The organism is Streptomyces sp. NPDC086787 (assembly GCF_044745865.1).
Classification (GTDB): Bacteria; Actinomycetota; Actinomycetes; order Streptomycetales; family Streptomycetaceae; genus Streptomyces.
Window position 1 is genome coordinate 1 of the sequence record NZ_JBIVBC010000036.1, and the last position, 13,379, is coordinate 13,379.

The 13,379-nt window shown below is 64.8% G+C and carries 5 protein-coding genes; 3 read left to right on the forward strand and 2 right to left on the reverse strand.

Annotated elements, in window-relative coordinates:
* Positions 1-638: 638 nt before the first annotated feature.
* Positions 639-1,394 (reverse strand): calcium-binding protein, encoded by a 756-nt coding sequence (locus tag ACIPK3_RS33780; RefSeq protein WP_402575997.1) that lies wholly within the window; start codon positions 1,392-1,394, stop codon positions 639-641.
* 531 nt (positions 1,395-1,925) lie between these two features.
* On the opposite strand from ACIPK3_RS33780, the gene ACIPK3_RS33785 reads away from it, so the two are divergent.
* The 3 genes from ACIPK3_RS33785 (at position 1,926) to ACIPK3_RS33795 (ending at position 13,027) form a co-directional block, all read left to right on the forward strand.
* Entirely contained in the window at positions 1,926-5,483 is a 3,558-nt protein-coding gene (locus tag ACIPK3_RS33785; RefSeq protein WP_402575999.1) for a LamG-like jellyroll fold domain-containing protein, read from the forward strand.
* Positions 5,484-5,604: 121 nt separating this feature from the next.
* Positions 5,605-12,537 (forward strand): polymorphic toxin-type HINT domain-containing protein, encoded by a 6,933-nt coding sequence (locus ACIPK3_RS33790; protein ID WP_402576001.1) that lies wholly within the window; start codon positions 5,605-5,607, stop codon positions 12,535-12,537.
* Between the two features lie 22 nt (positions 12,538-12,559).
* Positions 12,560-13,027: a DUF4265 domain-containing protein gene (locus tag ACIPK3_RS33795; RefSeq protein ID WP_402576003.1), complete on the forward strand. Its 468-nt coding sequence runs from the start codon at positions 12,560-12,562 to the stop codon at positions 13,025-13,027.
* Positions 13,028-13,175: 148 nt separating this feature from the next.
* Here ACIPK3_RS33795 and ACIPK3_RS33800 read toward each other — a convergent pair.
* On the reverse strand, positions 13,176-13,379 hold a 204-nt coding region (locus ACIPK3_RS33800; RefSeq protein WP_402575536.1), incomplete at its 5' end, for a transposase family protein.

Here is a 13,379-nt window from a genome sequence, read left to right on the forward strand (position 1 = left end):
GGGACAGACCCCGACGCGGGCTCCCTGGCTATGTTCTCACTGGTCACAGGTGCACTCTTTCAAGATCGGAGTTACACCGTTCTTCTTACAGTCCCGATGCGCCGGCTGGACTGGAGACGCCGGGCTTCCTCGGGCTTGCCGGGCTGCAGCAGTGGCTTGTCGAGGCGCCTTTGCCGTCCCGCAGCGGTGAGGCCCGGCTGGGGCCGGGCGGTTCCGTTCCCGGGCGACGGCGAACGCGGTGATGACGGCGGTCGCGGAGTTCCTCCGCTTCGGTGCTACGCACGGCTGGGTTCCGGCCGCTACGACTGTCCTGCTGTCGGAGCCGAAGCTGCTGCGCTTCACTCCACCCGGCTACGACACGGGCGAGTTCGGCCAGCGGCGAGAGGTACAGGCGGCCTCGTTCCGGTTCAGGCTCGCTGAGCCGGGCTATGAGGACTCAGCGACGAGCGCGGACGGCAGGGCAAAATGAACCCGCAGCGGAGCTCCTCACGTACAAGCTGTCTTGGTCGACTGCCTGTACCAACGAGATCCGTTGCGCTTTCGCCTCGAACCCTCAACGCGCTTGCAGGACCTGCGAAAACGCTAACTTCCCGGCCTTGGGGAGGTCCCGAGGACTGTGTTGCCGTGGCCGATCTTGTTCACCTTGCGTCGACGCGGTCGCCGGGTGCGTTGGCGGCCGCGGTGGTGGTGCTGCCTGTGTAGCTGTAGCGCCAGTATCCGTCCCGGGTGGCGTTGACGGTTGTCTTGAGGTGTCCGGTGGAGTTTGTGGTTACGGTTTTGACGGTGCGGTAGGTGCCGCCGGGGGTGCGGAACTGTAGTTGGACGCGCTGGTTGGCGTATCCGTGATTCCTGGAGTCGGTCCAGTTGACGCGGCTGAGTATGCCGGTTACGGAGATGGGCTTGCCCTTGGAGACGGGCTCGGGCGAGGCATTGGCAGTCAGCTTTGAGGCGCGTTGGATGCCGACGGATGCTGCGGCTTCCTTCCAATGATGGTCGCCGTCCTGCGCCGTCGCGTTGACGTGGAGCCGCCAGGTTCCGGCATCAGTGCTTTGGAGCCACGACCGGCTGACGGAAAAGTGCCAGGTGCAACGTGTGACGGCCTTGGACACGGTGCATTCCGGGTCGCGCACTGCGGTGAGACGGCCGGTGGGTGCGGTGATGGGCCCCTTGTACAGGAGCGGGTCGATGTAGTCGATGCCTTCGGGGTCGCTGGCGGTGACGGTGGCCGTGAACGATGTCTGCGCGGCCGTTCCGATCACGACAGGCTTCCCTCCGTTGACGGAGGCGGAGAGGATCTGCGTGTCCCCCAGGCGGGTCTCCGCTGTGGCCGTCGAGGCGTACAGACACGTGATCGTAAGTGAGGCGACGACAGTCGCGGCGGCACGCTTGCCCATGAAACCCCCCAGGTGGAACGCCATCCCCCTGAGCTGTGTGGTCAGGGGCGTCTGCGGCAGTGGGCGATGTTAGTTGCCTCGCAGCTGCACTTCCGATTGCGGGAGGCCCCGGGTGAGTTCCCCGGGGCGACTACACGTGAGTTCGCTCATTTGCACCGCCCCTTGCCCGCCCTGGTGTCGGTGCTTGAGCTCCAGGCCAGAGACACGCGACGTCGCATGCTAGGAGCACAGGCGTGAGCCGCTGCAGGACCGACTTCGAGTTTGCTGCACGGAAGATCAGCAAAGGTTGTGCGGAAGCCGTGCGATTTTCTACACAAGCGGCCGCACATGCGTTCTGCTCCTAAAAAGTCTGACGTGGGGTAGTTTCCGGCTCTTGATCGTCTCCTTACCTGCTCTTTAACCTGCTGCGTCTTGTCTCTTTTTGCAGGTAGTTGGGGTTGAGGTATGAGAGTGGGGCAGTATCGGCGTCGATGGCGCCGGCCCGTCTCGAGAGCCGTCGGCGCCGTTTTGTCGGCGGCTGTAGTAGCTGGCGTGCTGGGCGGGACGCCGGCAGCGGGCGTGTCCGACGGGGACGGCGGTGCCGAGACGAGCAACGGCGGTTCCTCCACCGTGGCGGCGAACGACGAGGCGAAGGGCCGCGCGTTCTGGGAGGATGACGGGCTTTCGGGAGAGTCGGCGGAGTCGAAGGCATCCCGCAGGGCGGCGGAGACCGGCCAGCGGGTTGCGGTGCAAGGTCTCACAACGGAGGCGAATCAGGTCTTCGCGAATCCGGACGGCACGTTCACTGCGGAGTCTTCCGCGGAGGTGGAACGGGTTCGCAAGCGGGGTGTGTGGACGCCGGTCGACACCACGCTGGTGCGCCGCTCCGATGACACGCTGGCACCCAGGGCAGCGCACGATGTCACTCTTTCCGGCGGTGGCAAGGATGAGCCGCTGGTGCGGTTCGAGCGGGACGGTCGCGCCTACGAGGTGTTCTCGCCGTGGCCGTTGCCTGAGCCGGTTCTGGACGGTTCGCACGCCGTGTACAAGCAGGTGCGGCCGGATGTGGATTTGGTGGTGCAGGTCCTGCCGGACGGCTTCACTCAGAATCTCGTGGTGCACACTCCCGAGGCCGCGGCCTCGCTGGGCAGGATCGACTACCCGGTCAGCACCAAGGGATTGCAGGTCCGTACGCAGGGCGGGGTGACCGCTCTGGTCGACTCCGGTGGCCGGCCCGTCTTCGTCAGCAGCTCACCGCTGATGTGGGACTCCGGATCTTCCGGAAAGGAGACCGGCCCGACCACCATGATGGGCTTTGCCGGCTCGGCCGGTGACGCCGACGCGGCAAGCGAGGCCGCTGATCCGGTCGATGCGGTCACCCCGGAACCTGACTCCCGTACCGCAGTTGCGGATGCGACCTTGTCGACCGACCGGTTGACCGTGGTGCCGGACAAGGGGTTCCTCACCGACCCGGACACGTCGTACCCGGTGGTGATCGACCCGCCGACCGTGTCCGCGAAGCTGGTCGGCTGGACAGCGCTGTGGTCGAACCTGCCCGGCACTTCGTTCTGGAACACCACCCATGCGCTGGGTGTCGGCTATGACGCGTACGTGGACAACAAGAAGTCCCGGTCGCTCTTCCAGTTCGACACCCGAGCGGTTGCTGGCAAGAAGATTCTTCATGCCGACTTCGCGGCGTACGAGATCTGGTCGGCCAACTGCACCAAGAAGAACATCGAGCTGTGGCGCACGTCCGCCATCAGCTCTGCGCGGACGTGGAGCAGTCCGCCGTCGTGGCAGTCGCGGGTGGACACCGTGTCGGCGGCCAAGGGCTTCTCCTCCAGTTGTCCGGATGGTTCCGTAGAGTTCGACGCCACCGCTGCCGTGGACTACACGGCCAAGGCCAAGGACACCACGACCACTCTGGGTCTGCGCGCGGACGAGGGCGATCCGATCGCGTGGAAGCAGTTCATGTCGCCCAAGGACGACCGCATCACGGCCGAGCGCAAGCCGAAGCTGTCGATCACGTACGTCAGCTTCCCGAACACCGCGCCGTCCTACGTGAAGATCGCCGATCCGAGCACCTCATGTTCGGCTGCCGCCTCCCCTCCGTATATCCGGGACGAGACTCCGCGTTTCACGGCGACGCCCACGTCCGCGGACGGCTCGCAGGCGGTGGTGCGGCCGGAATTCGAGCTGTACACGGGCAGCAGCACAACGCCCACGGGCTATCGGCCGTCGGCGTGGACGAGCAGCGGCACCGCCGGTACCTGGACTCCGTCCCTGAACAGCGGGCAGACGTATCACTTCCGGGCCCGAACCCAGTACAAGGTCACCTACGGCGGAGACACGCAGTATGTGTACGGACCGTGGTCGGCTTCCTGCTATTTCAAGATCGACTCCGCCGGTCCGCCCCAGCCGACGGTCACGTCCGTGAACAATGTCTACCCGGAGTGCGCGGGGGAGACCTGCGCCACTTCGCCGGAGACTGGCAGTGTCGGTACGACTGGCCAGTTCAAGATCGCGGCCGGTGCTACGGACGTGCGCCGCTACGTCAGCTGGCTCAACGGCATCAAGGTTGAGGACAAGACTTACACCGTCAACACAGCCACCCACACGGTCACGATCACGCCGGACAAGCGTCTGACGAACACGCTTCGCGTGCAGACGTATGACGCCGCGGGCAATCCGGGCGCAAGCAAGGACTACCTGTTCAACGTGGCCAAGCCCTCGGTGCCGGTCGCTCTGTGGAAGCTGGACGAGAACGCTGGCAGCACCGCCGCCAACGCCCAGGGTGCGGCTTACCCGCTGACCCTGAACACTGCGTCGTGGGCGCCCAAGGGCCGCAACCAGGCCGCGTGGAAGGGTACGGGCAGCAGCTATGCGGCTGCAGCGGGCAAGGTCGTGGACACCACGGGCAGCTTCTCCGTCTCCGCCTGGGCCAAGCTGGCGCGTACCGATGTGATCGGCACGGTCGCCAACCAGAACGGCGCCAACATCGGAGCCTTCCAGCTGTATTACTCAAACTCTTACGGCAGGTGGGTGTTCAACCGCTACGACCAGGACATCTCCAACGGCGCCGCGATTGTGCGGGCAATCTCCACGACACCTCCGGTTGCAGGCGCCTGGACGCATCTGCTGGCTGTGTACGACCGGCAACTCCAGCAATTGCGCCTTTACGTCAACGGCCGTCTCGAGGCAACCACCCCCTACACGGCGCCGTGGGCGGCGAACGGTCCCTTCGAGATCGGCCGGATGAAGGGATCCTCTGCTCCGTCGTCGTACTTCAATGGCGAGCTCGACCAGGTCCAGGCTTACAACCGGGTGGTCTTCCCCGACGAGCTGGGTCCGCTGGCGAACCTGGAGGACCCCGCGACCGGACAGCCACGGGCCGAACTGCTGGCCCACTGGCAGATGGATGAGACCTCCGGCACTACCGCTGCCGACGCCACGGGCCGCGGCAACACCTTGACTCTGCAGCCCGGCGCGACGTTCACCACGACCGACGACTACGGGCACGGCAACGTCATCAAGCTGGACGAGCCGGCCGGGGGCCACGCCACCTCACCTGTCCCGGTGGATGAATCCGGCAGTTTCACCGTCGCCGGATGGGTCAACCTCGCAGCGGACAGTCGCCTGGAAGACACCACCCGCGCACACTCGCCCACGGTGTTCGCCCACCCAGGCAGCCAACGCAACTCCTTCCGCCTGTGGTACCGGCAGGAGGCAGGCGAGGCGGTCGGCGACTGGAACTTCGGCACCTACGAAACAGACGTCCTCAACGGCCCTGAGGCCACACTTGCCTCGGACGAGGTCAACCCCCCGGGTAACTGGATCCACGTCATCGGCGTCTACGACTCCGCCAACCAGTCCGCCAGGCTCTACCTCACCGGCGAACGGCAGGGCGCCGAGGACGGCGTCCTGGTCAACAAGATCTTCCAGCCCACCGGACCGCTGATGATGGGCCGCTCCCGGCGCCACGACAACGGCACCTGGGGCAATGGGCTCCCCGGCCAACTCGACGACCTGCGCGTCTACGCCGGCGTGCTGTCCGAGCAGGAGATCAGCGAACTGTCGAAGGTCGACGAGCCACCCGTCGACATCGGCTGAACCCACACTGCTGCGCATCTACCTGGAACGCAGCCACGCATTGGCGGTGTGCTGAGCCGACCGGCCTGGCACACCGCTTCGCTTCGAGATCGAAGGAACCCCTGTGACAAGGCGCAGATTCTTGCTGCCCTCATGGTCCTGGCAGCGGCCGGGAAGACGCAGACTGACAGCGGTCAGCCTGCCCGTCACCGCAGCCGTCATAGCCACCCTGCTGGGCGCGGCCCCCGCGGAGAAGGCCGGCCGCGACCACACCGAACTGCCCAAGCCGAAGTACGGCAAGGCTGTTGCCTTCAAGGCCAAGGCTCTGAAGAGGAACGACCCGACCGCCGGGGCTGCTGCCGCAACCCGTAGACAGACCGCCACCAAGCCTGTCTGGCCCACGCCGGGCTCGGCGACCGTAGACCTCTCCGCTCGTGCAGGCCATAAGGCTGTCCATGCGGAGCGGATGCCGGTGACGGTAGCCGCCCCCATCCGCCCGAAGACCAAAAGCATGGCAAAGGCCGCCCAGCTGGCGCAGCCCGCCGACCGTGCCAAGGTCACTGTGTTGGACCGTAAGCTGGCCAAGAAGCTGGGCATCGAGGGCTTGGTGCTGTCCGTGCAGCGCGCCGACGGCAAGACCAGCGCATCGGACTTGTCGCTGAGCGTCGACTACAGCCGCTTCGCTCACGCTTATGGCGGTGCCTGGGCCTCGCGTCTTCGGGCCATCGAGCTGCCGGCCTGCGCACTGACTACTCCGAACAAGCCGCAGTGCCGCACCACCAAGACGCTGCCGACCAGCAACGACACCGAAAGCAGCACGCTTACCGCGCAGGTCACCACTCGGCGGGCCACCAGCGTCGCCGCGACGATGACGATGGTGGCGGTGTCTGCGGCAGCTTCCTCCGACCAGGGCAGCTACCAGGCCACACCGCTGTCAGTGTCGTCATCCTGGGCGGGTGGCGGCTCCAACGGCGATTTCACCTGGTCCTACCCGATGGACGCGGTACCCACCCCGGCCGGCACTGCCCCAACGGTGTCACTGGGCTACTCCGCGCAGAGCATCGACGGCCGAACCTCCTCCACCTCCGCCCAGCCGTCCTGGGTAGGCGAGGGCTTCGACGTGCCCACGTCTTATATCGAGCGTTCCTACGGCTCCTGTGATGACGACGGCCAGGACGACAAAGCCGACCTGTGTTGGAAGGAAGACAACGCCTCTGTCGTCCTCAACGGGAAGTCCAGCCCGCTGATCAAGGACGCCGGCGGCTGGCACCTCAAAAGCGATGACGGCGAGAAAGTCACGCGCGGCACCGGCGCTGTGAACGGCGATGACGGGGACGACGGCACCAGCGGTGACAAGGGCGAGTACTGGACCATCACCGCTACCGACGGTACGCAGTACGTATTCGGCAAGAACCGCCTGCCCGGATGGTCAGACAACGGCACCGCCGCCGACGATCCCGTCACCAACTCCACGTGGGCCGTGCCCGTCTTCGGTGACGACTCCGGCGAGCCCGGATACTCCAGCGGGACCAGCTTCGCGGGCCGCGCGAAGAGCCAGGCATGGCGCTGGAACCTCGACTACGTCGTTGACCCGCACGGCAACGTCATCACCTACTGGTACACGAAGGAGGCCAACTACTACGCCAAGAACGCCTCCACCGGCAACGGAACCGCCTACGACCGTGGCGGGTACCTGAGCCGTATCGACTACGGGCAGCGCTCCAACACTGTCTTCAGCAAGCCTGCCGCAGCCCGCGTAAAGTTCGCCGTCGCCGAGCGGTGCATCCCTGTCGCCAACGGGGAAACCTGCAACTCCCTGACCTCGACGACCAAGGCATCCTGGCCGGACGTACCGTTCGATCAGATCTGCGCCGCCAATACCACCTGTACCGACCGCAACGCGCCGTCGTTCTTCACCCGCAAGCGGCTGACCGATGTCACCACGCAGGTCTACAAGGGTTCCGGCACCGGCGCGGAGGCCGACTACCGTGACGTCAACGCCTGGCACATGGAGCATTCCTTCCCCGACCCCGGTGACGGCTCGGCACCTGGCCTGTGGCTGAAGAGCATCCGGCACACCGGCAAGGTCGGCTCCACTCCGATCACTCTGCCAGCGGTGAGCTTCGAGGGCGTCCAGTTGCACAACCGAGTCGACAAGACCGGCGACGACGTCGTGCCCTACATCAAATGGCGCGTCCGCAAGATCACTTCTGAGACCGGCGCGGTCGTGACCGTCAACTACTCCGACCCCGAGTGCATAGCAGACAGCAACCTGCCCACTGCACTCGACAAGAACACCAAGCGCTGCTATCCCGTCAAATGGATCCCGCCGACGAACCCCACCGGCGGTGACGACCCGCAGCCCCGCACCGACTTCTTCCACAAGTACGTCGTCACCCAGGTCACCGAATCCGACCCGAGTGGCGGTGCCCCTCTGAAGGAGACCGACTACAGCTACTCCGGCGGCGGCGCCTGGGCCTACGACGACGAATCACCCATCTCCCGGGCCAAGTACCGCACCTGGGGTATCTGGCGTGGCTACAACACGGTCACCACCACCGTTGGAGACGCTTCCGGCACCCGTACGAAGACCACCGCGCTGTACTACCGCGGCATGGACGGCGACAAGCAGACCAGTGGGACCCGCAGCGAGACGATCACCGACTCCCAGGAGGTGTCCCAGACCGATTCGGAGGCCCTCGCCGGCCAGCTCCGCGAGCAGATCACCTACAACGGCACTACGGGCCAGGAAGTCTCCGCCAAGGTCGTCACCCCCTGGTCACAGCAGACGTCCAGCGACAGTCACTCCTACGGCACCGTCCGCGGCTACATGGTCCGCACCGGCACCGAGGTCACCCGGACCCGCCTGAACAACGGCAAAACGATCAAGGCGACGTCGACCACAACCTACGACGCGAAGAGCGGCCTGCCGCTGACCGTGGAGACCGACGCCGACGGCACCAAGGACTGCACCCGCACCTGGTACGCCACCGACGAAGCCAAATGGATGCTTTCCTACCCCAAGAGGGTGGAGAAGGTCTCCGCCGGCTGCTTGGCAGCCCCCACCCGCACCAACGACCCCAAGACCACCGACCTCGTCGCCGACACGCGTCTTTCCTACGACAACCAGGCCTACGCAGCCGCCCCGACCAAGGGCGATGCCACTCGCACCGAACGCCTGACCGGCTACAACACCGACGGCTCCGGCCAGTATCAGACCGTCACCACTGCCGCCTACGACGCCCTTGGCCGCCCCACGGACACCTGGAACGCCAAGGGCACTCGGACCAAGCACATCGAGTACACCCCAGCCGCCGGCGGTCCCGTAACCCAGACGGCGACCACCAACGCAGCTGGTCACACGGCCACCGCCACGCACGCCCCTGACTGGGGAGTGGACCTTTCCCGGACGGATGCGAACGGCAACCGCACCGAACTCGCCTACGATGCACTCGGCCGCCTCACCGACGTCTGGCTGGCCGACCGCGACCGCGCGGCCGGACAGACCCCCAGTCAGAAGTACGAGTACAAAGTCCAGTCGGGGGTCGCCTCCTGGGTGGCAACCAAGTCCCTGAACAACGACGGCACCACCTACCTCACCCAGTACGCCATCTACGACGCCCTGCTGCGCCCACGGCAGGTGCAGGTGCCAGCTGCCAGCGGCACGGGCCGGGTGATCTCCGAAACCAAGTACGACTCCCGTGGCCTCGCAGTCGAGACCTCTGCACAGTACGTCGACACCACGGCCCCCAGCGGCGCTCTCGCCACACTGATCACCGCTGCGCCCGCCGGCACCGAAACCGTCTTTGATGGTGCGGGACGCCCCACGGTCCAGAAGAACCTTGTCCGGGGCCAGGAAGACTCACGCACGACCACCAGCTATGACGGCAACGCCACCACCGTCCAGCCGCCCGACGGCGCCCCGGCCGTGCGCGAAGAACACGACGCCCGCGGCCGCCTGGCAGAGAAGCGGGAGTACAACGGCAACACTGTCACCGCCGACTCCACCGGGTTCACCTACACCTACGACCACGCCGACCGCCTGCAGACGGTTGAAGACGACGAAGGCAACACCTGGTCCTACGGCTACGACTTCCTCGGCCGAAACACCAGCGCCTCGGACCCCGACGCGGGAGACTCCACGACCGGATACGACGACCTCGACCAGGTCGTCACCGCGACCGACGCCCGCAAGAAGACAATCGGCTACACCTACGACAGCCTGGGCCGCCAGACCGCCCGTGTCGACGGCCCCGTACCCCTCGTGGGCGGAGTGCCCACCCCGGATGATGCAAAGATCCTGGCTCGCTGGTCCTACGACACCATCGCCAAGGGCCAGCTGACTTCCAGCATCCGCTACGTCGGCGGCAAGACCGGCAACGTCTACGCCACCACCAACGCCGCCTACGACAAGCTCTACCGCGTGCTGAAAGAGCAGTACACCATCAGCACCAAGGAAGGAGCCCTCGCAGGCACCGGCGTCTACACCATCAACAACACCTACAACCTCGACGGCACCCTGCAAAAGCGCACCATCCCCGCCATGGGAGGCATCCCCGCCGAGACCCTCACCTACGGCTACACCCCCACCCGGCTCCCGGACACCCTCCAGGGCCTGACCGGCATCGTCCAAAACACCGACTACCTCCCCGCCGGCGAGCACACCCGCACCACCCTGGGCGTCTCCTCCAGCGCCGACTGGACCGAGATCAACTACGCCTACGAAGACGGCACCCAGCGACTGGCCCGCCAGACCGTCGTCTCCGAAACCCACGCCGGCACCGACGCCGACATCAACTACCGCTACGACAAAGCCGGCAACCCGACCGAAGTAGACGACCGCTCCACCAGCCCCGGCGACAAGCAGTGCTTCGAATACGACGGCCACCGCCGCCTGAAGACAGCCTGGACCGCCACCACCAACTGCACCACCGCCCCCACCACAAGCACCGTCAGCGGCCGCGCACCGTACTGGCAGAGCTTCACCTACGACGCGATCGGAAACCGCAAGACCGCCACCGACCAACTCGCAACCGAAGGCCCTGCCACCACCACCTACACCTACAAGACCACCGAACAGACCCGCCCGCACGCCCTGGCCAGCACCGTCACCAGCATGGCCTCCGGCACACAGACCATGAACAGCTACACCTACTGGGAGAACGGAGCCACCAAGACCCGCAACCTCAACGGCACCACCCAAACCCTCAACTGGGACGTGGAAGGCGAACTGGACAAGGTCACCGAAGCCACCGGCGCAACCACCACGTTCCTCAACGACGGCGACGGCAACCGGCTCATCCGCCGCGACGCCACCGGCACCACCCTCTACCTGGCCGAGACAGAACTCCGCCTCGACAAAACCAGCAGCAACGTCACCGCCACCCGCTACTACACCCACGCGGGCAAAACAGTGGCGATGCGCACCCCCAGCAACCTGACCTGGCTGTCCACCGACCAACACGGCACCGCCAGCCTTCAGATCGACACCAACACCCAGACCCTCACCCGCCGCGCCACCAAACCATTCGGCGAAGACCGCGGCACCGAAAAGCCCGCCACTTGGCGCGGCGAAAAGGGCTTCGCCGGAGGAACCGAAGACCCGACAGGCCTCACCCACCTCGGATCCCGCGAATACGACGCAGCGACCGGAAGATTCGTCAGCGTCGACCCCATCGGCGACCTTAAGGATCCCCAGCAGATCAACGGATACGCCTACAGCAACAACAACCCCGTCACCTTCTCCGATCCAGACGGAAAATTCCTCGGCCCAATCATCGGAGCGGTCATCGGAGCAGCGCTCGGGAGTCAGGTCGTCTCCAGCGGAAGCGGACACACCAGTGGCGGCACCACCTCATCCAGTGGAACTTCCAGCTCGGGCAGTGCCAACTACAGCCAGAATGGCACTCCTGGCTCGCAGTGCTACAACTTCTCCGGCGGATATACCGTACCCGTGCCGTGCTATGGCGGAGAGCCGTCCAAACCCCAGGCACGTGGAGACTGGAAAGACGCACTTGCAGGCGCCGGTCACTGGCTAGCGGAGTCCGCTGACGCTTTGGCCCATGTCAGCCCATATTGCTGGATTGAAGACTGCAGTGTGGCTGACGACTACGAAGAATTCGTCGACAGCAAGGGAATCGATACCGACTCCTCGCTCTATCAGGACACACAAACCAGACTTGACGTCTACAGCCTTCTCAACGTAGGCGGAATTGTCCGGGGGCTAGGCAAGAAGCTCCTCAAGACCGTCGCCAAGAAGGTCGACGTTCCCGTGCCTTGCAAGTGCTTCCTTGCTGGCACGGATGTCCTAATAGCCGACGGCTCCACCAAGAACATCGAGAACGTGGAACTCGGTGACAAGGTCCTGGCAACTGACCCTAAGACTGGTGAAACCGCCCCCCGCAAGGTCACCAGCCTGATCCGGACCGATGGAGACAAAAGCTTCAACGAACTGTCCATCGCCACCAAGGACGGCATCGAGAAGCTCACCGCCACCCACGAGCACCCCTTCTGGTCACCCTCCCAACACGACTGGGTGCCAGCAGGAGAACTCACCCCAGGCATGACCCTGCGCACCGAAAAGGGTGCCACGGTCATCGTCACCGGCAACCACCCCTTCACTCGGCACGCACGCACATACAACCTGACGGTCGACGGCCTCCACACGTACTATGTGCTGGCGGGGGCCACGCCGGTCCTCGTGCATAACAGTGACGAAAAGTGTCAGCTGCCACTGTTCGTCCTGAATGACGGGGAGACCTCGTCTCCCACGCAGATAACCAACAGCATGCCGGGGGGTGGAACCAGAGTTGGGCAGGCTCAGGTACGACAGCAATTGATCGACGCGGCGAACGGCGACTTTCAGTGCTGGCGGTGTGGTATGCGCTCCACCAACCAAAGGGACATGCACCTTGGACACAAGAACATCCCCACTTCAAAGGGCGGGAATCTAGCGCCTGACAACGTGTGTCTCGAAGGAGCCGCATGTAATCTCAGCGCCAATAACCGCGGCTACGTGAAACCTGGAAGCTCATGTGCTGAGCGAGGTAGTTGCGGCGCCCCTTATGGCAGATAGAGTACAGAGCGAAGATTGGAGCATGATGGGCGAGTCGACCCAACAGACGGTTCGACTGATCGCGGGCACCAAGACGTCAGGTGAGCCAGTGTTTGAGGAGGTTCTCGTTGAGCGGCTTGCCATTCCGGGACACGTCCGAGTGCTTGCGTCCCCCGGCGTCGTGCTCGATGTGGCCGCTGGCGATGTGATCAAGGTGGACTCCGAGAATCATGAATTCTCCACCGTCTCAAGAGGCGGTAATCTCGCGATCCAGGTCTATGGTCCACATGACGCCGCAGATTCGATCGAGCGGGAAATGTCGGCTCTCGGGGGTAGGATTGATGGTAGGGAGCGTAATCTGACGGTCTTTACTGTTCCAGCTTCCGTGGGATTTCCAGCTGTCGAGCGAGTACTGAACCTGCTCACAACTCGCCATGCGGGTGTAGAATGGTACTATGGGAATGTCTACGAGAAAAATGACGGCGTGACACCCCTGAAATGGTGGCTTTGATCTGCCGGAAATGATGCTCTGAAAATTTCAACGGCCCCACCGGATTCCCTTCTGGTGGGGCCGTTGGGGTATCCGGCGGCGACACACTCAGGACGGTGGATGGTGACCGAGCTATAGCCTGTCTCTTTGACCGGTGAGTGAACCCCTTTTATCCTGAATAGCTCCAGGTCAGTAGTGTGTGGACAGCTTGGACGATGGTCCCGATGCGACGGGTGGAGCAGCGTGCTCGTCGTAGCAGCCGCCAGGACTTCAGTTGTGCGAAGGCGCGTTCGCCGGGAGCCCGCAGCCGGGCGTGGTCGCGGTTGAACTGCTGGTAGTGCTCGGGCTGTTCGCTGTGGTGGTAGTAGGGGGT

Excerpts from the sequence above, each read along its gene's own strand:
- ACIPK3_RS33780 (WP_402575997.1), bottom strand. The coding sequence starts at position 1,394 with ATGGGCAAGCGTGCCGCCGCGACTGTCGTCGCCTCACTTACGATCACG.
- ACIPK3_RS33795 (WP_402576003.1), top strand. The coding sequence starts at position 12,560 with ATGATGGGCGAGTCGACCCAACAGACGGTTCGACTGATCGCGGGCACC.